Consider the following 21520-nt stretch of genomic DNA (forward strand, 5'->3'; position numbering starts at 1 on the left):
TCCTCACTCGAAGCGCTGGATGCGTTCGCCGAACAGCCCGCGCGGCCTGAACAGCAGGACGAGCAGCATCATCAGATAGATCACGGCGGTCGACCATTGGGTGTAGCCGAGGCCGATGGTGACGCCCTTGACCAGGCCGACCATCAGCGCCGCGACGACGACGCCCCAGAAGGAGCCGAGGCCGCCGATGACGACGACGACGAAGGCCGGGGTGATGATCTCCTGCCCCATGGCGGGATGGATCGAATAGATCGGCGCCAGCAGGACGCCGGCGAGGCCGGCCAGCCCGATGCCGATCGCCGCCACCGTGACCATGTAGGGCTGCAGCGAGATGCCGAGCGCGCCGACCATGTCCGGGTTCTGGACGCCGGCGCGCACGACTCGTCCGAAGGCGGTGCGCTGCAGCAGGAACCACAGGCCCAGCACGCAGCCGGCGGCGATCAGCAGCAGCATGGCCCGGTAGCGGGAATAGATGAAGTCGCCGATGAAGATCTGGCCGCGCAGCGCCGGCGGGATGGAATAGGAGAGGGGCGGAGCGCCGAAGATCATGCGCAGCGATTGCTCCGCCACCATGGCGAGGCCGAAGGTCAGAAGCAGCGAGAGGATCGGATCGGAGCGGTAGAAGCGCTGGAACAGGCTTCGCTCCACCACGATGCCGATCAGCGCCACCAGCACGGGCGAGGCGACCAGCGCGCCGCCGAAGCCGAGATGCGGCGCGAGCACGATGGTGAGATAGGCGCCGATGGCATAGAAGGCGCCATGGGCGAGGTTGACGATGCCGCCCAGCGAGAAGATCAGCGACAGTCCCAGCGCGATCAGGAGGTAATAGACCCCGTCGAGCAGTCCGTTCAGCACCTGCTGGATGAAGAGGGTGAGCAAGAGGCAGTCCTTGTTCGCAGCCGGGTTGCGTCGCTCCGGCGGGCGGGCCGGACCCGTCCCTCAGTCGCGGCCGGGCCGGAGCATGAGGGACGGGTGCCGCCGCGATTTGGCCCTGGCGGGCGGCTCACACCATCTTGCAGACGGCCTCGTCCCCGCTGGTGGCGATGACCTCCATATCCTCGCTGGGGCCGGGCACCGGCGGCGAGGAGGTGAAGAGATCCCACTGGTTCTTGACCTGTGCCGCCGGCAGCGCGGTGATCGTGTACATCTCGCTGATCAGCTGGTGGTCGGAGGCGCGGAAATAGCCAGGCCGCGTCTTCATCACGTCGAATTTCGCGCCCTTTTCCCAATGCTCGAGGATCTTGGCGGTCTCGGTGCTCTTCAGCTCGTTCATCGACTGGGCCATGATCTTCACGGCCATGTAGTCGCCCCAGGCCTGGTTCTCCGGCGGCTTGCCGTATTTCTTGGTGAAGGCGGCGACGAAGGCCTTGGTGCCGGGGGTGTCGATCAGGTGGTGCCAGACGCAGGGCCAGACGCCGCCGAAATTATCCTTGCCCGCCGCCCAGGCCAGCGCCGTGTCGAAGCCGAAGCCGGCGACCGGGAAGGTCAGGCCGAACTCGGCATATTGCTTGAGGAAATTGGTGATCTGATTGCCGGCCAGGTTGGAGATGACGAGGTCGGGCTTGGCGGCGCGGATCTCCAGCAGCAGGGCCGAGAAGTCGGTTGCGTCGGTCGGGACCAGCTTGTCGGCGGCGAACTGGCCGCCATTGGCCTCCATGAAGCGCTTGGCGACCTTGAGCAGATCATGGCCGAAGGCGTAGTCCGCCGTCAGCGAGAACCATTTCTTGCCCTTGACCAGCCCCTGGGCCATCAGCGAGCGGCCACAGCTCTTCACATACATCGAGTTCTGATGCTCGACATGGAACATGTAGCGGTTGCAATTCTCGCCGCGCAGCGCGTCGGAATTGCCGCCTGTATTGACGAAGAGCGTCTTGTTGCGGGCCGCGACCTGCGCGATCGTCAGGCAGGAGGCCGACGAGATCTCGCCCAGGATGCAGGTGACCTTGTCGCGCTCGATCATGCGCTCGGCCTTGGTGGAGGCGGTCTGCGGATTGACCGAATCCTCCTTCAGCGCCTCCAGCTTGCGGCCATTGACGCCGCCGGCGGCATTGATCTCCTCGACCGCGAGATCGACGGCCATCACGCCATATTCGCCGAGCGGGCCGAGGAAACCGGTGCGCGGGGTGAGATGGCCGAAGCGGATGGCGTCTGGCGTCTGCGCCAGGATGACGGCCGGGCTGGCGATGAGGCCGGTCGCGGCGCCCGCACCCAGCCCCAGCAGGGTCTGGCGGCGGGATGGGCGGAAGAGCGTGTCGGTGTCGGTCATGGATCGTTCCTCCCAGAACGGGCCGTGCGGTGTTCCGCATCGGCAAGGGATCGTCGTGTCGCGCTGTCGCGGCCGATGGGCGCCGCTTGTCGTGATCTGTGATCACAGTTAGGTTGGCAGACATGATTGCCCCTGTCCAGCCCCTCGCCCCGGAGCCGCCGCGCCCCTCCGCCATCGCCGCTGTCGGCCTGCTGCCGCGCGAGACGCTGGGCGACAGGGTGACGGCCGAATTGCGGGCGCTGCTGGTGGCGGGGCGCCTGGCGCCGGGCGAGAAACTCTCGCTGCGGCGGGTGGCCGAGGCGCTCGGCGTGTCGATCATGCCGGTGCGCGAGGCGGTCAGCCGGCTCGCCGCCGACAGCGCGCTCGAGGTGCTGCCAGGGCGGGCGGTGCGCGTGCCGGTGCTGACCCAGGCGCAGTTCCGGGAGCTGACGCGGCTGCGGCTGGTGGTGGAGGGTTTCGCCGCCGAGGAGGCGGCGCGCAACGCCACGCAGGAGCAGATCGCGGCGATCGCGGCCTGCGAGGCGCGCTTCCGGGACCTCGCCAGCGCCGAGCCGCCCGATGCGGCGGGGGCCGTCGCCGCCAATCGCGACCTGCATTTCGCGCTGTACGAGGCGGCCGCGATGCCGACCCTCGTCGAGATGATCGAGCGGCTCTGGCTCAAGGCCGGGCCGATCCTCAACCTCGACATGCGCGACGAGCCGCGCCGGCTCAAGGGCGGCAGCGCCATGCAGGCGCATGCGGCGCTGCTCGACGCGCTGCGCCGCCGCGATCCGGTGCAGGCGCGGGACGCGCTGCAGAGGGATATCGCCGAGGCCGCCGCCCATATCGCGGCGATCGGCCGGCTGGGGCCGGAGAGCGAGCCCGGTCGTTCCACGGACGAGGCGCGGCGGCCGCCGCACATCGGCATCGAGACAATGGGAGAGCGTTGAATGGACCTGCAAATCGACGGGCTGCGCGTGCTGGTCACGGCCGGAGCCAACGGCATCGGGCGCGCGACGGCGCGGGCCTTCGCGGCGGAAGGCGCCCGGGTCCATATCTGCGACGTCGACCGCGACGCGCTTCGCGCCATGGCCGAGAGCGACCCGGGCATCACGCAATCGGTCTGCGACGTCTCCGACCGGGCCGCGGTGGCGCGGCTGTTCGAGGAGGCGCTGGCGGCGCTGGGCGGGCTCGACTGCCTCGTCAACAATGCCGGCATCGCCGGCCCGACCGGCCGCGTCGACGAGATCGATCCGGCCGATTGGGATTCCTGCCTCGCGATCGACCTGACCGGCCAGTACAATTGCACCAGGCTGGCGGTGCAGCACCTGAAGCAATCCGGCAATGCCAGCATCGTCAACCTGTCGAGCCAGGCGGGAAAGCACGGTTTCCCGCTGCGTTCGCCCTATGCGGCGGCGAAATGGGGGGTGATCGGCTTCACCAAGGCGCTGTCGGCGGAGCTCGGCGAATTCGGCATCCGGGCGAACGCGATCTGCCCGGGGCTGGTCGAGGGGCCGCGCATCCAGAGCGTCATCGCCAACAAGGCGCGCAGCCTGAACATCTCGCATGATGAGATGGCGGAGCGGCTGTTCGCGGGCGTCTCGATCAAGCGCTTCGTCGACCCCTCCGACATCGCCAGGCAGATCGTCTTCCTGGCCTCGCCCTTCGGCAAGACCATCTCCGGCCAGGAGATCTCGGTCTGCGGCGATACGCGGATGCTGAGCTGATCCGGCGCCCGGCTGCGCGGCCTAGTCGGCGGCGAAGGGGGCGAAGAGCGTCACCACCTGCTCGTAGACCGGGCGCTTGAACGGGATGATCAGCTCCGGCGTCTCCCCGAGCCGCGCCCAGCGCCAGGCGTCGAACTCGGCCTTGTGGCCGCCGGCGGGGTTGGCGACGTCGATCTCGGTCTCCGGCCCGTCCAGGCGGAAGGCGAACCATTTCTGCGCCTGGCCGCGCCAGCGGCCGCGCCAGGCCTCGCGGCCGATATCGAGCGGCAGGTCATAGGTCAGCCAGCCCGGCGATTCCGCGAGCAGGCTGGCGCTGGTGACGTTGGTCTCCTCCTGCAATTCGCGGCGCGCGGCCTGCAGCGGCGTCTCGCCCTTGTCGATGCCGCCCTGGGGCATCTGCCATTCGTAATTCTCGGCGACGTGTTCGCGCAGCTTCTTGTTGGCGCGGCGCCCGACGAACACCAGTCCCCGGGGGTTGAACAAGGCCAGCCCGACGCAGGGGCGGTAGCCTTGGGGCGGCTGGGGCGTCATCGTAGGGATCCGGTGCTCGATGGGTTGCGGAAGCCGCGGGCGGCGCTCACCGGCACGAGCACGATGCCCTTGGCTTCCAGCCCGGCGCTCCAGCGCGTGATGCGGTCGATCGAGACCGGCAGGGCGCTGGCGGCCGCGAGGACGATGCCGCGCTCGCGGGCCAGCGCCTCGAGCCGCTCCAGCTCCTTGTCGATGGCGTCGGCGCGGGGCACGCTGTCGATGACGCGATCGACCTTGAGGCCGGGGATCTGCGCGCGGGCGGCCGAGGCGGCCAGCAGGCTGCGGGCGGAGGAGCCGTCATCGATCACCATCAGGCCCCGGCCGGCGATCTCGCGCAGCAGCGGGGTCAGCGCCGCTTCATCCGCCGTCAGCCGGCCGCCCAGGAAATTGACGATGCCGACATAGCCGGTGAAGCGGCCCAGCACCCAGCTGAGCTTCTCGGCATTCTCCGAGGCTTTCGGCCCGGCCAGCAGCGTATGCGGACCCGGATCATTGTCGGGATAGTCGAACGGCTCCATCGGCACCTGCAGGAAGACCTCGTGGCCGTCGCCGCGGGCGCGCTGGACGGTGCGCTCGAGCTCGCTGCCATAGGGCGCGAAGGCGAAGGAGACCGGTCCCGGCAGCCGGGCGATCGCGTCGCTGGTGCTGGACTGGCTGATGCCGAGACCGCCGACCAGCAGGGCGATGCGCCCCGCAGGCTTGTTGGCGGGCGGCGGGCCGAGCGGTCGCGCATAGATCTGGGCCGGAGTCTCCCCGCCCGGGCCGATGCGCGGCAGGGTGCCGAAGCGCGTGCGCTCGACCAGGCGGCTGTCGGGCGCGGGCGCGAGCTTGGCCGGGGCGTCGCTGTCGGGCACGGTGATGACGATGGCGCCCGGCGCCTCCGCACCCTGACGCACCACGACGACGCCGGATTCGCTTTCGAGCTGCCTGGCGGTGGATTGGCTGCGCGGTTCGGCGGGCGCGGCCGGGGCAGCGCCGCCAGCCGGCTGCGGTGCGGCGCGCTTCTCGATCATCGCGGTGGCGACCGGCTCGCCGCCATCGGGATCGCGCTTGATCGCGACGTAGAGCAGCAGCAGAGCCAGCGTCAGACCGACGCAGGCACAGGCGCCGAGCGCCAGCAAGCGAGCCCAGCGCTGTCCGCCCTTCGCCGCTGCGCGGTGCTGGCCCAGCGGCCGATTGAGATCGGTAAGCGGCGTTCCGGCCAAGGTCAGCCGTCCTGAACTGTTTGAGGCGGGCCCGAATCAACGGCCCGCCCGGCTAGTCTTGTCGTGTCGCGGGGGCGGCGTCGAGTGCCCGCGCGGTCCGGCGCGGGCAGGATCGCCATCGCGCCGGCCTCGCTCAGTTCGGCTTGGGCGCCTCGGTCGCCGGAGCGGCGGCGTCCTTCTTGGCGCCCCGCAGCAGGTTGAGGGCCGCGGTCAGCTGCGTGTCCTTGGCCGGATCGTTCGGCACATAGGAGGCGGAGCCGGACTGCTCGTCCTTGCCGTCGCCGGCCTTGAGATGGCCCTTCAGCGCCGCCTCGCCCTTGTTCTCGGAGAGCTTGTCCTTGAGCTCCGGGGGGATCTCCTGCAGCACCTCGACATCGGGGGTGATGCCCTTGGCCTGGATCGAGGTGCCGGACGGGGTGTAGTAGCGCGCGGTGGTCAGCCGCAGGCCGCCATTGCCGCCGAGCGGGATCACGGTCTGCACCGAACCCTTGCCGAAGGAGCGGGTGCCCATCACGGTGGCGCGCTTATGATCCTGCAGCGCGCCGGCGACGATCTCCGCGGCGGAGGCCGAGGAGCCGTTGATCAGCACCACGACCGGCTTGCCCTTGGCGAGATCGCCCGCCTTCGCGTTGAAGACCTGCGTCTCCTCGGCGTTGCGGCCGCGGGTCGAGACGATCTTGCCGCGCTCCAGGAAGGCGTCGGAGACCAGGACGGATTGGTCGAGACGGCCGCCGCGATTGTTGCGGAGGTCGATGACATAGCCCTTGATCTTGTCGGCGCCGACCTCGGTATTGACCTTGTCGATCGCCTTGCGCAGCCCCTCATAGGTCTGCTCGCTGAAGGTGCCGATGCGGATATAGCCGACATCGGCCTCGACGCGCTCCTCCACCGCCGGCACGACGATGGTCGAGCGGGTGAGGGTGAACTCCAGCGGCTCGGGCTTGCCCGGCCGTTCGATCTTCAGCTTGACCTGGGTGTTGATGATGCCGCGCATCTTCTCGACCGCCTGGGTAAGGCTCAGGCCCTTGACCTCGGTGTCGTCGATCTGGCGGATGATGTCGTTGGTCAGGATGCCGGCCTTGGAGGCGGGCGTGTCGCGGATCGGCTTGGCGACCTTGAGGACGCCTTCCTCCATCGTCACCTCGATGCCGAGCCCGCCGAACTGGCCGCGCATGTCGGTATCCATGTCGCGGAAGCTCTTGGAATCGAGATAGGCGGAATGCGGGTCCAGCGACGAGACCATGCCGTTGATCGCGGCCTCGATCAGCTTCTGTTCATCCGGCTTCTCGACATAATCGGTGCGGATCTTCTCGAAGATGTCCCCGAACAGGTTCAGGCTGCGATAGACCTCGGCCGACGCCGCGATGGCGTGGGTGGAGGAGAAAAGCCCGGTCTGCGTGACCGCGCCGGTCAAACCTGCGCCCATGATCGCGCCGGCAAAAACGAGGGAAACCTTGCGCATCATCCGCGAGCCTTTTCGCTAAGCGTTTTCGTCCACCACGGCGTCGGATCGACCGAGACACCGTCTTTCCTGAACTCGATATAGAGGACCGGTTCCCCGCTCCCCGAACCCACGATCGTCGCCGCAGCTTCCGACGTTTCACCCATCGTCGCAACCGGCTCTCCGGCGAGGACGAACTGGTTCAGCGCCACATCGATGCGCTGCATGCCGGCCAGTAGGATATAGTATCCCCCGCCGGCATTCAGGATCAAGAGCTGCCCGAAGGAGCGGAACGGTCCCGCATAAACCACCCAAGCGTCCGAAGGCGTCGAAACTAGGGCGTTCGCCCGCGTCGCGATCGAAATCCCGCGCGTCGTGCCGCCGGCGCCGTCGCTTTCGCCGAAGCCACGCAATTGTGAACCCGCGACCGGCAGCGGCAGCAGGCCGCGCGTCTCGGCGAAGGCGATTTTCGGCGCGAGCCTGGCGGGATCCTTGAAAGCGAGGGCCGCCATGCGCTGCCGTTGCTCCCTGGTTTCCGCCTCGAGCGCCTGCCTCGCCGATTCGGCGGCGCGCGTGGCGGTGGAGATCTCCTTCTCCATCTGCTCGACGAAGTCGCGCAGGCTGCGGGCCTGGTCGGCCAGCTCGCCGGCCGCGGCGCGCTGGGCCTCGGCATCGCGGGTGGCGCTGGCCTCGCGCTCGCGCCGCGCCTCGACCAATGCGGCCAGCCGCTGGCGCTCGCCGGCCAGGGCTTCGAGCTCGCCGGTGATCGACCGGCGCTCGGCGGCGATCCCCTCCCGCAGCCGCACCAGCTCGGCCAGATCGGTGCCCAGCACCTGGATCTCCTGGCGGAGATCCGGAACCACCGCGCCGAGCAGCATCGAGGCGCGCACGGCTTCCAGAATATCCTCGGGGCTGACCAGCACGGCCGGGGGCGGGCGCCGCCCGATGCGCTGCAGCGCGGCCAGAACCTCGCCGATCAGGCCGCGACGCCCCTCCAGCGAGCGGCGAATGGCGGATTCGCTGGATTGCAGCAGGGTCAGGCGCTGCTCCAGCGCGGCCACCTTGCGCTCCGAGGCCTGGGTGCGCTGGGTGGTGTCGAGCAGGGCCTTGTTGAGACCGGCGCGGTCGGCGCGGATCGCGGAGATCTCGGCTTCGAGCCTGGCACGCAGGCCGGCGCTGCCGGAGAGACGCTCCTCGATCGCCTTCAGCTCGCGCTCGCGGGCCCGCTTCTCGTCCTGCTTGATCTGCGCTTCGCGGGTGAGCTGGTCGGGATCCGGCGTGCCGGTCTGCGCCTGTGCGGCGCCGGGCAGGGCGGTCGCGAGGATCAGCGCCGCCAGAAGCGCCCGGCCGCTCGCCCGGCGGCCGCGCCCATCCGGGCCGGCGGCGCGGAACGATCCGCGAATCAAAATCCGATCGGAGCTCATGCCCGATGATAGGGGTGACCGGCCATGATCGTCATCGCCCGGTAGAGCTGTTCGAGCGCCAGGACCCGCACGATCTGATGAGGCAGGGTCAGGGCGCCGAAGGCGAGCGTCAGCTGGGCCTGCCTGCGCAGCGCCTCGTCGAGCCCGTCCGCCCCGCCGATGACGAAGGTCGCGGCCTGCGTGCCGGCGTCGCGCGCCGTGGCGAGGCGCGCGGCGAAGGCTTCGCTCGTCAGAGCGCCGCCGCGCTCGTCCAGCGCGATCAACAGGCCGGGTTGCGCCTTGGCCAGGATGGAAGCCGCCTCCTCGCGCTTGCGCTCCTCGGCGCGACGACCTCGGCTCTCGGCGATCTCGACGATATCGGGGCCGGTCAGGCCGAGACCGCGCCCGAGCGCCAGCCCGCGCTCGCGATAGCGCTCGCACAGCTCGCGCTCCGGCCCGTCCTTGAGCCGGCCGATGGCGATGAGGGCAAGGCGCATGTCGAGCCGCGGGGTCAGCGAACGCCGTCGAACACGGCGGGGGCCGGGCGACAGCCGCCCGGCAGCGGCGCGTCAGCCGACGAGCCGCTCATTGGGACGGTCTGCGCCCCACATCTTCTCGAGATTATAGAAGTCCCGGACTTCGGGCCGGAAGACATGGATGATGATGTCGCCGGTATCGATCAGGACCCAGTCGCAGGCGGGCATGCCTTCGACCTTCGGAGCCGGCAGGCCGGAGCCCTTCAGCGCCTCGACCAGGCTGTCGGCGATGGAGGCGACGTGCCGGTTGACGCGGCCGGTCGCGATGATCATGGCGTCGGCCAGGGAGGTCTTGCCGACCAGGTCGATGACGGTGATGTCCTCGGCCTTCATTTCTTCGAGGACATGCAATGCGAGGGCGACGCTGTCAGCGGAGGGGTTGTCCGATACAGCGGCCTGGGGAAGCGGCTTGGGCTCGGCTTCGCCAAGGGTTTGACGGTTCAGTTCCGTATCCTCTCGATCACGACGCGCTCACTGCGCGACGATCTGAAAATACGCTCGACCCGCCCAAATTTCAATCTTTTTCGGCCAGTTCCCGCAACATCGTCGACGAGAGATCCGAGCGGCGGCCATGCAGGAAGATCCAGGCCGGCGGTTTCGCACCGGGCAGCGCGGCGCCCTGGCTCTCCGACATGCGGTAGCGCGAGAGCCAGTTCGCGGCGGGCGAGGCGACGGCGTGATGCGTCGAGCCCGGGCGGTCGATCACGGCGATCGGCATCATCCGGGCGATGGCGCGCCACTCGTTCCAGCGATGGAAATTCTGGAGATTGTCCGAGCCCATCAGCCAGACGAATTGCACGCCGGGGCAGCGCAGCTGCAGGGCGCGCAGCGTGTCGGCGGTGTAGCGCGTGCGCAGCTTCGCCTCGATGCCGGTGACGTGGATGCGCGCATGATCCGCCACCTGGCGGCTGAAGGCGATCCGCGACTCGATCGGCGGCAGGCGGGCATTGTCCTTGAGCGGATTGCCCGGGGTGACGAGCCACCAGACTCGGTCGAGCTGCAGGCGGCGCAGCGCCGTCAGGCTCGCCATGCGATGCCCGTCATGGGCCGGGTTGAAGGTCCCGCCGAACAACCCGATGCGCAAGCCCGGCGCATGGGGCGGTAGCCGCATGTGCTCGATGCTCACGGCCGGATCTGACCATTGCCATGGACACGGTATTTGAACGAGCAGAGCTGTTCGACGCCGACCGGGCCGCGCGCATGCATGCGCCCCGTGGCGATCCCGATCTCGGCGCCGAAGCCGAATTCCCCGCCATCGGCGAATTGGGTCGAGGCATTGTGCAGCACGATGGCGGAATCGACCTCCGCCAGGAAGCGCGCGGCCACCGCCGCGTCCTCGGTGACGATCGCATCGGTATGGTGCGAGCCGAAACGGGCGATATGCTCCATCGCCTCCTCCGGACCGGCGACGAGTTTCACCGCTATGATCCGGTCGAGATATTCGGTCGCCCAATCCGCTTCGCCGGCGGGCGTGACGCGCGGATCGACGGCCTGCGTCCGCGCATCGCCGCGCACCGCGCAGCCCCCGGCCAGGAGATCGGCGACCAGCGGATGCAGATGGGTGTCGGCGCAGGCCCGGTCGACCAGCAGGGTTTCGGCCGCGCCGCAGACGCCGGTGCGGCGCAGCTTGGCGTTGAGCACGATCTCGCGCGCCATGGCCAGATCCGCGGCCGCATGGACATAGACATGGCAGTTGCCGTCGAGATGGGCGAAGACCGGCACGCGGGCTTCGGCCTGGACGCGCGCGACGAGGCTGCGGCCGCCGCGCGGCACCACCACGTCGATCGCGCCGTCGAGCCCGGCGAGCAGGGCGCCGACCGCGGCACGGTCGCGCGTCGGCACCAGCTGGACGGCGTCCGGCGGCAGGCCGGCTTCGCTCAGGCCTTCGCGCAGCGCGTCAGTGATGGCGAGCGAGGTGCGGAAACTATCCGACCCGGCCCGCAGGATCGCGGCGTTTCCGCTCTTCAGGCAGAGCGCCCCGGCATCGGCGGTGACGTTGGGCCGGCTCTCGAAGATCACGGCGATGACGCCGAGCGGCGTCGCCACACGCTCGAAACGCAGGCCGTTGGGCCGGGTCCATTGCGCCAGGACGCGGCCGACGGGATCGGGCAGGGCGGCGACGCTCGCCACGGCGGCCGCGACATCGGCGAGGCGGGCCTCGTCGAGCGACAGCCGGTCGATGAAGGCCGGGGCCTGTCCCGCCGCCTTCGCATCCGCCAGGTCGCGGGCATTGGCGTCGAGGATCGCCGCCGCATGCCGGCCGATCGCGGCCGCCATGGCGTGCAGCGCGGCGTCGCGCTGCGCCGCCGGGGCGAGCGCGACCTGTCGCGAGGCCGCGCGGGCGCTGAGCCCGATCGCCGCCATCGCGGCCTGCAGATCGCGTTCGTCGTCGCCGGTGGAGACCACGCGCAGGGCGCTCTCGCTCGTCATGATCAGTGGCCTGTCCAACCCCAGTTTCGCCGCGACCTTAACCGACACCGAGCGCCATGTCGTCCCGGTGGATCATCTCGGCGCGCCCGGGATAGCCCAGTATGGCCTCGATGTCCCGCGAGGCCCGGCCCAGCACCAGCGCGGCTTCATGCGCGTCGTAGGAGACCAGCCCGCGCCCCAGCACGGCGCCCGCGCCGTCGCGGATCAGCACGGCGTCGCCGCGCGAGAACTCGCCCTCGATACGGCTCACGCCGACGGGCAGCAGGCTGGCGCCGCCGCGCAGCGCGCGCACCGCGCCGGCGTCGAGATAGAGCGCGCCGCGCGGTTCCAGCGAGCCGGCGATCCAGGTCTTGCGCGCGGTGGCGGGGGTCGAACCGCTCAGGAACCAGGTGCAGCGCGCCCCGCCTGCGACCGCGGCGAGCGGATTCTTGCCGCGGCCATCGGCGATCAGCATATGCGTGCCGCCCGCCGCCGCGATCTTGCCCGCCTCGATCTTGGTGCGCATGCCGCCGCGGGACAGTTCCGAGGCCGCGCCGCCGGCCATGGCGTCGATCTCGGGGGTGATGCGCTCGACCAGCGGGATGTGGCGGGCCGCGGGGTCGCTGGCGGGAGGGGCGGTGTAGAGCCCGTCGATATCGGAGAACAGCACCAGGAGATCGGCGCCCGCCATGGTGGCGACGCGCGCGGCGAGGCGGTCATTGTCGCCATAGCGGATCTCGGTCGTCGCGACGGTGTCGTTCTCGTTGATCACCGGCACGGCGCGCAGGTCGAGCAGCCGTCCCAGCGTCGCCCGCGCATTGAGATAGCGCCGGCGCTCCTCGGTATCGGCGAGGGTCAGGAGGATCTGCCCGGCGGTGAGACCGTGATGGCCGAGCGCCTCCGCCCAGGTCCGTGCCAGCGCGATCTGCCCGACGGCGGCGGCGGCCTGGCTCTCCTCCAGCCGCAGCGAGCCGGAGGGCAGCCCGAGCACGGTCCGCCCCAGCGCGATCGCGCCGGACGAGACCACGAGCACATCGGCGCCGCGCTGGTGGAGATCGGCGAGATCCTCGGCCAGCGCCGCCAGCCAGGCATGGCGCAGGCGGCTGCGCTCGCGATCGACCAGCAGGCTGGAGCCGACCTTGACGACGATGCGGCGGAACTGGCTGAGCGAAGGGGTTTTCACGACGGGAACCGGAGCGGACGAAACGGCACGGAGCCTCTGCCTGTTGGCGAAATCGCGGGCATTGTAAAGCGCCGGAGCCGCCTGCCGGCACTGCGCCTGGCGCTTTTCGCCGGGTTCGCATTGACAGGGAGGCTTCGATCGCCCATATGGGGTGGGTCGATATTTAGGCCGAACGACTTGGCCCCGCGCATGAAGATGCGCCTGCTGACGACCTTCCTGCTCAAAAAATCGAAACGCCGGCGCGTGGGTTTCGTCACGCGCCTTCCTAAAACGCAGCGAAAGGATTCGTTATGAGCGTCGGTACAGTCAAGTGGTTCAATTCGACCAAGGGTTTTGGTTTCATCCAGCCGGATGATGGCGGTCAGGACGTGTTCGTCCATATCAGCGCCGTCGAGCGGGCCGGCATGCGCGACCTCCGGGAGGGCCAGAAGATCTCCTTCGAGCTCGTCCAGGACAAGCGCTCGGGCAAGATGTCGGCCGACCAGCTTCGCGCCGAGTGAGCCATTCGCCCCGTCGCGCGGGCATTGAATCGAGACGGCGACCACGGATGTACTGGCGCCCGATCCGTTCTGCTCTTCACCGCGACGAGGCGTGACGAAGGGTCGGGGATCACATCCCGGCCCTTTTCCACTTTCGAGACGTCAGGAGACAGCGATGCAGGTTCTCGTCCGCGACAACAATGTCGATCAGGCCCTTCGGGTCCTCAAGAAGAAGATGCAGCGCGAGGGCGTGTTTCGCGAGATGAAGCGCCGTTCGGCCTATGAGAAGCCGTCCGAGAAGCGCGTCCGCGAGAAGGCCGACGCCATCCGCCGGGCCCGCAAGGTCGCCCGCAAGCAGATGCAGCGCGAGGGTCTGATCGCCGCGCCGAAGGTCAAGCCGCGGCCGGTCCGCGCTGGAAGCGCAGCTCCCGCGCGCTGATTTCACTACCCTTTTGCGGGCATCTGGATTATTGCCCGCCTCGCGGGCCTCGGAATGACCCGCGTCAACCCAAAGAAGGCTCACCTTGAAGAACCCGAACGACCGCAGCTTCACTGATCGTCAGTCCAATTCCCAGAACGCCAAGAAGGCGCTGCTCGAGCGCTTCAAGGCACGGCCTGGGCCGGATGATCCGATCATGCAGCAGCGCCGCGCGGAGCGTGAGGCCATCGCTCAAGCCCGTGCCGCCCGCGAAGCCGAAAAGGCCGCCGCCCGCGCCGAGGCCGAGCGTCTCGCCGCGATCGAGCGGGCGCGCCTCGAAGAGGAAGAGCGCCAGGCCGAGATCCAGCGCGAGGCGGCCCGCAAGGCCGAGCAGGCGAAGCGCGATGCCGAGCGCCCGCGCAAGGTTCTGCTCGAGGCGGTGCAATACGCGCAGATGCGCGCCGCCGGCAAGGGCGGACGGCGCTAGGGCCGGTGCCGCCGCGGCTTGGCCGCGGTGGGCATGAGACGACGACGCGGCGCGGCGCTTCAGGCTTTTCAGCCGATCGCGCGCCGGCTGACGGGGTTCTCGCTCGCGGATCGGCGGCAGGAGGCTCGGCAGTGGACGGAACCGGCGGTGCGGGCTAAGGCCCGGCGCGCTGCCGGCAGGACACGCCTTTCCCCGAACCCAGCTGGGAGCGCCCGTCATGGCCACCCGAGGACTTTCCGCCGATGAGATCAAGCGTCGCGCGCAGATCGCATTCGACAAGGCCGATGCGCGCAAGCAGGAGGCTTCGCGCGCGATGGAGGCCGAGCAGCAGGCGCGTGACGCCGTGCTGCAGAAGACGGCGCGGCTGCGCGCCCTGCGCCTCGCCAAGGAGCAGGCGGATGCCGAGACGGCCGCCATCGTCGCGGCCGAACAGGCGCAGGTGAAGGCCGACCAGGCCCAGGCCAAGGCCGATGCCAAGGCGGCGAAGACCAAGGCCGCCAGCGACAAGGCGGCCAAGCCGCGCAAGACGGCGCTCAAGACCGGCTGAGCCGCCCCGGCACGGCGGCTCGAACCGGCGCCCGATTATTTCCATTTCGGAAAGACTGCCTTCCTGCCGTGGCCGAGTTCCCCGCTGCGGTCGGCTCTGGATACGCGCCCCTCGCATCGTGCAAAAAGCTGCGGCGTTCCGCCGCGCCCGGCGGGCGCTATTGCGCAGCGAATGTCTATTCTGGCAGGAAAATGCGCATCTAGAACGTTTTAGATGCCCTCCTCAGTAATTCCGCGATTTATGCTGCGCTGCGGTGCGGCTCGACTTGTGGCGCCGTGTTTTACGACGTCGAGGCCGCTATAGCCGGGTGCCGGCGCCGGACGTCGCGGCCGTTCCACTCGGCTTCTCTCACAAATCTCTTGCCAGATCGGCGCTCCCGCTAAATCTATAGGCTTCGGCTTCGGATTTAGCCGCAAGCAAGCTCGCCTCGATCAAGAAGGCGAAGCCAGAGGGAGAACGATCATGACGACCGAACCCGCAAAGCCTCGTTCCAGCCGCCGCAATTTCCTGAAGGTCGCCGGCCTCGCCGGCGCCGGCGCCATCGCCATGCCGCAGGTCAGCCGCGCGCAGACCGTCACCTGGAAATACCAGTCGACCTGGCCGACCAAGGACATCTTCCACGAATTCGCGGGCGATTTCGCCAAGCGCGTCAACGAGATGTCGGGCGGGCGCCTGAAGATGGACGTGCTCGCCGCCGGCGCGGTGGTTCCGGCCTTCCAGATGCAGGATGCGGTGGCCGCCGGCATTCTCGACGCCGGCCATGGCGTCTGCGCCTATTGGTACGGAAAGAACAAGGCCTTCTCGCTGTTCGGCACGCCGCCTTCGCTGGGCTGGGACGCCCACAGCTTCCTCGCCTGGATGAATTACGGCGGCGGCTACGATCTCTACAACGAGCTGGTGCAGCAGCAGCTCAAGCTGAACCTCGTCGGCTTCCTCACCGGCCCGATGCCCTGCCAGCCGCTCGGCTGGTTCAAGAAGGAGCTGAAGACGGCCGATGATTTCAAGGGGCTGAAATACCGCACCGTCGGCCTCGCCGCCGATCTGATGCGCGAGATGGGCGCCGCCGTGACGATCCTGGCCGGCGGCGAAATCGTGCCGGCGCTGGAGCGCGGCGTCATCGACGGGGCGGAGTTCAACAACCCCTCCTCGGATTCGCTGCTCGGCTTCCAGGACGTCGCCAAGGTGTTCATGCTGCAGAGCTATCACCAGGCGGCGGAGAGCTTCGAGATCATCTTCAACAAGACGAAGTTCGACGCGCTGTCGCCTGAGCTGAAGGCGATCGTGAAATATGCGGCGGAATCGGCCTCGTCCGACATGTTGTGGAAGGCGCTCGACCGCTATTCCAAGGATCTCGAGATGCTGCGCGGCAAGGGCGTCAACGTCGTGCAGACGCCGGAAGCGATCCTGAAGTCGCAGCTCGCCGCCTGGGACAAGGTGCTCGAGAAGCTGTCGGCCGAGAATGCGTTCTTCAAGAAGGTGGTGGAGTCGCAGAAGGCCTGGGTGAAGCGCTCGGTCGGCTTCGAGCGGATCAACACGCCTTCGCGCGAGCTCGCCTACACGCATTTCTTCAAGGCCTGACGCGCAGCTCCCTCCGATAGTGCCCGGCCGTCTCCGCGGCCGGGCGCCTGCGCGCCGCTCGCGCGTGGCCTTCGGCGCGGAAAGCGGCCCGGTGGCAGCAGCAGCGCCCGTTCCTCCCCGTCCAACCGGACCCGTTCATGAAGCTCATCCTGGCGATCGACAAGTTCAACACCGCCATCGGCAAGCTCGCCGGCTGGAGCATCCTGATCCTGACCTTCGCGATCAGCTATGAGGTGTTCGCACGCTATGCGCTGCGCGCACCGACCGAATGGGCCTTCGACGTCAGCTACATCCTGTACGGCACCCTGTTCATGCTGGCCGGCCCCTATGCGCTGGCCCGCAACGCGCATGTGCGCGGCGATTTCCTCTATCGGCAATGGAGCCCGCGGACTCAGGCCAGGATCGATCTGACGCTGTATCTGCTGTTCTTCTTTCCCGGCATCATCGCGCTCGCCTGGGCCGGCTATAAATTCGCGGCGTTCTCCTGGATGATCGGCGAGCATTCGTCGAATTCACCCAATGGCCCGCCGCTCTACCATTTCAAATCGCTGATCCCGGTCGCGGGCGTGCTGATGACCGTCCAGGGCCTGGCGGAGGTGGCGCGGTGCGTGATCTGCCTGCGCACCGGCGAGTGGCCAGCGCGGCTGCACGACGTCGAAGAGACCGAGAAGCTCATTCTGGAAAACGCGGCCCTCGCCGAGGCCGCACCGCAGGCAGGGAAAGCCGTCTGATGTTTGGCATGGGCAATCCCGAACTCGGCGTGCTGATGCTCGTCCTGTTCATCGTCTTCATCATGCTGGGCTTCCCGATCGCCTTCACGCTGATGGCACTGGGTGTCGGCTTCGGCTACTGGGCGATGGGCGACACGGTGTTCAACCTCGTCGTGCAGCGCACCTATTCGGTGATGGCCAACGACGTGCTGGTCTCGATCCCGCTGTTCATCTTCATGGGCTACATCATCGAGCGGGCGAACATCCTCGACAAGCTGTTCAAATCGATCCAGCTCGCGCTCGGCAATGTCCCCGGCTCGCTCGCCATCGCGACGCTCGCGACCTGTGCGATCTTCGCCACCGCCACCGGCATCGTCGGCGCCGTGGTGACGCTGATGGGGCTGCTCGCCTTCCCGGCGATGCTGCGCGCGGGCTACGACGTCAAGCTCTCGGCCGGCGTCGTCTGCGCCGGCGGCTGCCTCGGCATCCTGATCCCGCCCAGCGTGATGCTGATCCTCTACGGCGCGACGGCGGGCGTCTCGGTGCCGAAGCTTTATGCAGGCGCGCTGTTTCCGGGGCTGCTGCTGGCCGGGCTCTACATGATCTACGTGCTGGTGCGCTGCTGGCTGAACCCCAGCCTGGCGCCGAAGCTGCCGAAGGAGGAGACCGACGTTCCCTGGTCGACCGTGCTCTGGGCCTTGGCGACGAGCTTCTTCCCGCTGACGCTGCTGATCATGTCGGTGCTGGGCGCGATCTTCTTCGGCCTGGCGACGCCGACCGAAGCGGCCGCGATCGGCGCGCTCGGCAGCCTGCTGCTGGCGGCCGCCTACCGCTCCCTGAATTTCGAGAAGGTGCGGGAATCCGTGGTGCTGACCGCCCGGACCTCGGCGATGGTCTGCTGGCTCTTCGTCGGCTCCTTCATCTTCTCCTCGATCTTCGCCATCCTCGGCGGGCATGAGCCGATCAAGAACCTCGTCACGGCGATGGATCTCTCGCCGACCATGTTCCTGATCGTCGCTCAGGTGATCATCTTCATCCTGGGCTGGCCGCTGGAATGGACGGAGATCATCGTGATTTTCGTGCCGATTTTCCTGCCGCTGCTCGAATTCTTCAAGATCGATCCGCTGTTCTTCGGCATCCTCGTCGCGCTGAACATCCAGACCTCCTTCCTCTCGCCGCCGGTCGCGATGGCGCCGTTCTATCTCAAGGGGATTGCACCGCCGCACATCACCATCAACGAGATCTTCGCCGGCGTGACCCCGTTCCTGATGCTGGTCTTCGTCGCGCTGGTGATGGTCTATGTGTTTCCGGGCATCGCGCTCTGGCTGCCGAAATATCTGTACGGCTAGGGCGCGTTTCCCGGCCGGATCCTCTGCAAAATACCCGTCCGTCTATGACAAACGGAATTATCCGCTTTAGTCTCGCCTTCGATTGAACCTTTGCCGCTCTCGCTGCGACCAATGGCAGCGAGCCGGAATGCGGGGCCTCGAAGGCGGTGCATACGGAATCGGACGAAGACATCGTCAAGCGGATCGCCTCGGGCGACCGGCTCGCCATGAAGGTGCTGTTCTCGCGGCATCAGGTGCGGGTCTACCGTTTCGTGCTGCGGCTCGTCCGCGACGAGACGCTTGCCGAGGATGTGATCAGCGATGTCTTTCTCGATCTCTGGCGACAGGCGGCGACATTCGAGGCGCGGGCCTCGGTCGCGACATGGCTGCTCGCCATCGCCCGCAACAAGGCCTATTCGCTGCTGCGCAAGCGCCGCGACGCCGGGCTCGACGATGATTTCGCCGAAAGCATCGAGGATGAGGCGGACGACCCCGAAATCCTTCTGCAGAAGCAGGATAAGGGCATGGCGATCCGCGGCTGCCTCGACAGGCTCAGCCGCGAGCATCGCGAGATCGTCGATCTCGTCTATTATCACGAGACCAGTGTCGAGGAGGCCGCGCGGATCGTCGGCATTCCGGAAAACACGGTCAAGACCAGGCTCTTCCACGCCCGCAAGAAGCTGGGCGACTTGCTCAAGGCCGCCGGCATCGACAGGGGCTGGCCATGAGCAGCGCCGCAACCGCATCGCCGGCCCGGGAGACACGCCATGACTGACAGGATCGCACAGGATCCGCGGCTGGCCGAGATCGAGGCCCTGCTGCCCTTCTACGCCAATGGCCGCCTGGATGCGCGGGAGAGATCGCGCGTCGAGGCGGCGCTGGCCGCCGATCCGGAGCTCGCGGCGCGTCTCGAGATCATCCGCGAGGACATGGCCGAGACGATCCTGCTGAACGAGAGCCTCGGCGCTGCCTCGCCGCGCGCGCTCGACAGGCTGATGGAAGCGATCGACGCGGAGGAGCGCCAGGCTCCGCTGGCCGTGCGGGCCCGGCGCGGGCTGCTCGGCTGGCTCGCGGATCGGCTCGCCGCCCAGCCGCCGCGCCGGCTGGCCTATGCCGGGGCGGCGGCGGTCGCGGTGATCGCGATCCAGGGGGCCGTGCTGACCGGCCTCGCGATCCGCGAGCCGCAGGGCTACCAGACCGCTTCGGCGCCGGCCGTCACGGCCTCCGAGCGCTATGTCCTGCTCAGCTTCGCCCCGGATGCGAAGGCCAGCGACATCGCCGCCTTCTTCCGCCGCTATGACGCCTCGGTGGTCGATGGGCCGCGGGCCAACGGCTTCTTCAAGGTGCGCGTCGGGGATGCCAGCCTGACGCCGTCGCAGCTCGATGCGATCGCCGCCCGCATGAAGGCGGAGCGGGCGATCGTGACCTTCGTCGCGCCGGCGCCATGATGGCCGGGGCCGTCGGGAAGGAGACCATGCCATGACCAGCCGCAGCCCGGGCCTTCCGCTCTCGCCGCCGCCCGCCGTTCCGCCGGCCCTGCCGCGCCTGGCGGCCGGGCTGCTGGGGGTACTCCTGTGGGGCGCCGGTCTCGGCCTCGCGCCGGCCTCGGCCCAGAGCGCCTTTCCCGAGCGCTTCCAGCGCGGCACCGGCACGGTGCGGCCGCTGACCCGGGTCGAGCGTCCGCTCCCCATGGTCAGGCAACCCGCTGTTCGGCAGCCGGCGAACCTGCCCGCTGCCCAGCTCCGGCCCGAGCCGGGGCGCTATCCCGCGCCGCGCGAGCCGGGGATGGGCCGGCCCGGCCGGCCGCGGCCGGGCGGTGGCTGGGGCGGCGTCGGCATCGGCGTCGGTGCGGGCATCATCGGCGGCATTCTGCTCGATCAGGCGACGCGGCCGCGGGTCTATGAGCCGGAGTATGACGAGCCGCCGCCGCCGCGCTATCCCCGGCGGCCGGTGGTCACCGTGGAGGAGGATTTCGACGAGCCCGCGACGCGCCCGCCGCGGCGGACGCGCCCGGTGCGGGAGGCGGCGCCGCCGCGCCGGACACCGCCGCGCACCGCCCGGCCGGCGCCGGGCCCGCCCGCAGTCAGCGTGCCGGCCGTCGCCGAGACGCGGTTCGTGCCCGATGAGATCCTGATCGAGCTCGCGCCGAACGCGCAGGCGGACACCGTCCTGCGGCGCCACCGCGCGGTGCTGCTCGCGAGCCGGAGCTTCGCGCTGCCGGGGGTGACGCTGATCCGGGCGCGGCTGGAGGGCGGCCGCACTGCGCGCGGCGTGCTGGCGCAGATGGCACGGGACCGCGACGTCGCCGGGGCGCAGCCGAACTATCTCTACGCGCTGCAGCAGCCGGCGCCGGGCGATACCGCGGCGCTTCCGCCGGCGGCGCCGGTGCCGGACAAGCAGCCGCAATATATCGTCGAGAAGCTGCGCCTCGGCGATCTCCACAAGCTGGCGCGCGGCGAGAAGATCCGCGTGGCCGTGATCGATTCCGGCGCCGACCAGGCCCATCCGGAACTGAAGGGGGTGGTGGAGGCGAGTTTCGATGCGCTCGGCGGCGAGGCGAGGCCGCATGCGCATGGCACCGCCATGGCCGCGGCGATCCTGGCGCAGACGCAGCTGCAGGGCGTGGCGCCGGCCGCGCGCCTGCTGGCGGCCCGGGCCTTTTCGGGCGAGGCCGGCCCCGCAGCCGCCAGCGGCACCACCTTCCACATCCTCACCGCGCTGGACTGGGCGGCGGGGGAGGGCGCGCGCGTCTTCAACCTGTCCTTCGCCGGGCCGCAGGACAGGCTGCTCTCGCGCAGCCTGGCAGGCGCCCGCGACAAGGGGATCGTCGCCATCGCCGCCGCCGGCAATGGTGGCGCCAAGGCCGCGCCGCTCTATCCGGGCGCCGATCCCAGCGTCATCGCGGTGACGGCGACCGATGCCGAGGACAAGCCGTTCAGCCAGGCCAGCCGTGGCAGCCATATCGCGGTGGCGGCGCCGGGCGTCGACGTGCTGGCCGCCGAGCCGGAGGGGCGCTACGCCTTTTCCTCCGGAACCTCGATCGCGGCGGCGCATGTCTCGGGCATCGTCGCGCTGCTCCTGGAAAAGCGGCCGGATCTCAACCTCGAAGGCGTGCGCAAATTGCTGACGGAAAGCGCCGTCGATCTCGGCTCGCGCGGGCGCGACGCGGTGTTCGGCGCGGGGCGTGTCGATGCGCCGGCGGCTCTGGCGCGGGCGCTGCCGGTCTCGGAGCTCGGTCGCTAGCGCCCCGCCGCGCGATCAGGCTTGACCTCGCGCCGTGCTTGAGCCTGATG

The 21520-nt window shown here is 69.1% G+C and carries 23 protein-coding genes; 12 read left to right on the forward strand and 11 right to left on the reverse strand.

The window, feature by feature from the left end; genetic code table 11:
* Positions 1-3: 3 nt before the first annotated feature.
* The gene (locus ASG72_RS18660; RefSeq protein WP_056715817.1) at positions 4-879 is read right to left on the reverse strand and encodes a branched-chain amino acid ABC transporter permease; all 876 of its coding nucleotides are present in this window, start codon (positions 877-879) and stop codon (positions 4-6) included.
* A gap of 124 nt (positions 880-1003) precedes the next feature.
* Complete coding sequence (locus ASG72_RS18665; protein ID WP_056715820.1) at positions 1004-2266, reverse strand: ABC transporter substrate-binding protein; 1263 nt, start codon at positions 2264-2266, stop codon at positions 1004-1006.
* A 122-nt stretch (positions 2267-2388) separates the two neighbouring features.
* On the opposite strand from ASG72_RS18665, the gene ASG72_RS18670 reads away from it, so the two are divergent.
* Complete coding sequence (locus tag ASG72_RS18670; RefSeq protein WP_056715823.1) at positions 2389-3195, forward strand: GntR family transcriptional regulator; 807 nt, start codon at positions 2389-2391, stop codon at positions 3193-3195.
* Complete coding sequence (locus ASG72_RS18675; RefSeq protein ID WP_056715826.1) at positions 3196-3972, forward strand: SDR family oxidoreductase; 777 nt, start codon at positions 3196-3198, stop codon at positions 3970-3972.
* Positions 3973-3993: 21 nt separating this feature from the next.
* Here ASG72_RS18675 and ASG72_RS18680 read toward each other — a convergent pair whose 3' ends face one another.
* From ASG72_RS18680 to proB, 9 genes are all read right to left on the reverse strand, one after another.
* The gene (locus tag ASG72_RS18680) at positions 3994-4503 is read right to left on the reverse strand and encodes an RNA pyrophosphohydrolase (protein ID WP_056715828.1); all 510 of its coding nucleotides are present in this window, start codon (positions 4501-4503) and stop codon (positions 3994-3996) included.
* Positions 4500-5624 (reverse strand): divergent polysaccharide deacetylase family protein, encoded by a 1125-nt coding sequence (locus ASG72_RS18685; protein WP_244488877.1) that lies wholly within the window; start codon positions 5622-5624, stop codon positions 4500-4502. The genes ASG72_RS18680 and ASG72_RS18685 overlap by 4 nt, the downstream gene beginning before the upstream one ends.
* A 217-nt stretch (positions 5625-5841) precedes the next feature.
* Entirely contained in the window at positions 5842-7170 is a 1329-nt protein-coding gene (locus ASG72_RS18690; RefSeq protein ID WP_056715833.1) for a S41 family peptidase, read from the reverse strand.
* Positions 7170-8555 (reverse strand): peptidoglycan DD-metalloendopeptidase family protein, encoded by a 1386-nt coding sequence (locus tag ASG72_RS18695; RefSeq protein WP_244488878.1) that lies wholly within the window; start codon positions 8553-8555, stop codon positions 7170-7172. Before ASG72_RS18695 ends, ASG72_RS18690 begins: the two co-directional genes overlap by 1 nt.
* Before the next feature lie 14 nt (positions 8556-8569).
* Entirely contained in the window at positions 8570-9049 is a 480-nt protein-coding gene (gene rlmH / locus ASG72_RS18700; RefSeq protein ID WP_056715837.1) for a 23S rRNA (pseudouridine(1915)-N(3))-methyltransferase RlmH, read from the reverse strand.
* Positions 9050-9121: 72 nt separating this feature from the next.
* Positions 9122-9439: a ribosome silencing factor gene (gene rsfS, locus ASG72_RS18705; RefSeq protein ID WP_280137763.1), complete on the reverse strand. Its 318-nt coding sequence runs from the start codon at positions 9437-9439 to the stop codon at positions 9122-9124.
* Positions 9440-9602: 163 nt separating this feature from the next.
* The gene (locus ASG72_RS18710) at positions 9603-10199 is read right to left on the reverse strand and encodes a nicotinate-nucleotide adenylyltransferase (protein WP_056716546.1); all 597 of its coding nucleotides are present in this window, start codon (positions 10197-10199) and stop codon (positions 9603-9605) included.
* A gap of 11 nt (positions 10200-10210) precedes the next feature.
* On the reverse strand, positions 10211-11452 hold the full coding sequence (locus ASG72_RS18715) for a glutamate-5-semialdehyde dehydrogenase (RefSeq protein WP_082540524.1): 1242 nt from the start codon (positions 11450-11452) through the stop codon (positions 10211-10213).
* Positions 11453-11555: 103 nt separating this feature from the next.
* On the reverse strand, positions 11556-12680 hold the full coding sequence (proB, locus tag ASG72_RS18720; protein ID WP_056715843.1) for a glutamate 5-kinase: 1125 nt from the start codon (positions 12678-12680) through the stop codon (positions 11556-11558).
* 290 nt (positions 12681-12970) lie between these two features.
* Between proB and ASG72_RS18725 the strand changes: the two genes are divergently transcribed.
* The 10 genes from ASG72_RS18725 (at position 12971) to ASG72_RS18770 (ending at position 21470) form a co-directional block, all read left to right on the forward strand.
* The gene (locus ASG72_RS18725; RefSeq protein WP_056715847.1) at positions 12971-13180 is read left to right on the forward strand and encodes a cold-shock protein; all 210 of its coding nucleotides are present in this window, start codon (positions 12971-12973) and stop codon (positions 13178-13180) included.
* A 154-nt stretch (positions 13181-13334) separates the two neighbouring features.
* Positions 13335-13598 carry a 30S ribosomal protein S21 gene (gene rpsU / locus ASG72_RS18730; protein WP_056715851.1) on the forward strand — a complete coding sequence of 88 codons (264 nt, stop codon included), beginning with the start codon at positions 13335-13337 and terminating at the stop codon, positions 13596-13598.
* Positions 13599-13683: 85 nt separating this feature from the next.
* Positions 13684-14064: a DUF6481 family protein gene (locus ASG72_RS18735; RefSeq protein ID WP_056715855.1), complete on the forward strand. Its 381-nt coding sequence runs from the start codon at positions 13684-13686 to the stop codon at positions 14062-14064.
* A gap of 217 nt (positions 14065-14281) precedes the next feature.
* A complete protein-coding gene (locus ASG72_RS18740; RefSeq protein ID WP_056715858.1) occupies positions 14282-14611 on the forward strand; it encodes a hypothetical protein in 330 nt (109 codons plus the stop codon).
* 462 nt (positions 14612-15073) lie between these two features.
* Positions 15074-16189 carry a TRAP transporter substrate-binding protein gene (locus ASG72_RS18745; protein WP_056715862.1) on the forward strand — a complete coding sequence of 372 codons (1116 nt, stop codon included), beginning with the start codon at positions 15074-15076 and terminating at the stop codon, positions 16187-16189.
* Between the two features lie 137 nt (positions 16190-16326).
* A complete protein-coding gene (locus tag ASG72_RS18750) occupies positions 16327-16920 on the forward strand; it encodes a TRAP transporter small permease subunit (RefSeq protein WP_056715863.1) in 594 nt (197 codons plus the stop codon).
* Positions 16920-18248, forward strand: a complete 1329-nt coding sequence (locus ASG72_RS18755; protein WP_056715866.1) for a TRAP transporter large permease subunit — start codon at positions 16920-16922, stop codon at positions 18246-18248. Before ASG72_RS18750 ends, ASG72_RS18755 begins: the two co-directional genes overlap by 1 nt.
* A gap of 146 nt (positions 18249-18394) precedes the next feature.
* On the forward strand, positions 18395-18955 hold the full coding sequence (locus tag ASG72_RS18760; protein ID WP_056715869.1) for a sigma-70 family RNA polymerase sigma factor: 561 nt from the start codon (positions 18395-18397) through the stop codon (positions 18953-18955).
* Between the two features lie 39 nt (positions 18956-18994).
* Complete coding sequence (locus ASG72_RS18765; protein WP_056715872.1) at positions 18995-19675, forward strand: hypothetical protein; 681 nt, start codon at positions 18995-18997, stop codon at positions 19673-19675.
* Positions 19676-19706: 31 nt separating this feature from the next.
* Positions 19707-21470 carry a S8 family serine peptidase gene (locus tag ASG72_RS18770; RefSeq protein ID WP_056715878.1) on the forward strand — a complete coding sequence of 588 codons (1764 nt, stop codon included), beginning with the start codon at positions 19707-19709 and terminating at the stop codon, positions 21468-21470.
* Positions 21471-21520: the final 50 nt, after the last annotated feature.

Source organism: Allobosea sp. Leaf344 (genome assembly GCF_001426225.1).
Classification (GTDB): Bacteria; Pseudomonadota; Alphaproteobacteria; order Rhizobiales; family Beijerinckiaceae; genus Allobosea.

Coding starts and splice junctions, on each gene's coding strand:
- ASG72_RS18690 (WP_056715833.1), bottom strand. CDS start 7,170: ATGCGCAAGGTTTCCCTCGTTTTTGCCGGCGCGATCATGGGCGCAGGT.
- ASG72_RS18745 (WP_056715862.1), top strand. CDS start 15,074: ATGACGACCGAACCCGCAAAGCCTCGTTCCAGCCGCCGCAATTTCCTG.
- ASG72_RS18765 (WP_056715872.1), top strand. CDS start 18,995: ATGACTGACAGGATCGCACAGGATCCGCGGCTGGCCGAGATCGAGGCC.
- ASG72_RS18665 (WP_056715820.1), bottom strand. CDS start 2,266: ATGACCGACACCGACACGCTCTTCCGCCCATCCCGCCGCCAGACCCTG.
- ASG72_RS18715 (WP_082540524.1), bottom strand. CDS start 11,452: ATGGCGGCGATCGGGCTCAGCGCCCGCGCGGCCTCGCGACAGGTCGCG.
- ASG72_RS18750 (WP_056715863.1), top strand. CDS start 16,327: ATGAAGCTCATCCTGGCGATCGACAAGTTCAACACCGCCATCGGCAAG.
- ASG72_RS18770 (WP_056715878.1), top strand. CDS start 19,707: ATGACCAGCCGCAGCCCGGGCCTTCCGCTCTCGCCGCCGCCCGCCGTT.
- ASG72_RS18670 (WP_056715823.1), top strand. CDS start 2,389: ATGATTGCCCCTGTCCAGCCCCTCGCCCCGGAGCCGCCGCGCCCCTCC.
- rpsU (WP_056715851.1), top strand. CDS start 13,335: ATGCAGGTTCTCGTCCGCGACAACAATGTCGATCAGGCCCTTCGGGTC.
- ASG72_RS18675 (WP_056715826.1), top strand. CDS start 3,196: ATGGACCTGCAAATCGACGGGCTGCGCGTGCTGGTCACGGCCGGAGCC.
- ASG72_RS18725 (WP_056715847.1), top strand. CDS start 12,971: ATGAGCGTCGGTACAGTCAAGTGGTTCAATTCGACCAAGGGTTTTGGT.
- ASG72_RS18740 (WP_056715858.1), top strand. CDS start 14,282: ATGGCCACCCGAGGACTTTCCGCCGATGAGATCAAGCGTCGCGCGCAG.
- rlmH (WP_056715837.1), bottom strand. CDS start 9,049: ATGCGCCTTGCCCTCATCGCCATCGGCCGGCTCAAGGACGGGCCGGAG.
- ASG72_RS18710 (WP_056716546.1), bottom strand. CDS start 10,199: ATGCGGCTACCGCCCCATGCGCCGGGCTTGCGCATCGGGTTGTTCGGC.
- ASG72_RS18680 (WP_056715828.1), bottom strand. CDS start 4,503: ATGACGCCCCAGCCGCCCCAAGGCTACCGCCCCTGCGTCGGGCTGGCC.
- ASG72_RS18755 (WP_056715866.1), top strand. CDS start 16,920: ATGTTTGGCATGGGCAATCCCGAACTCGGCGTGCTGATGCTCGTCCTG.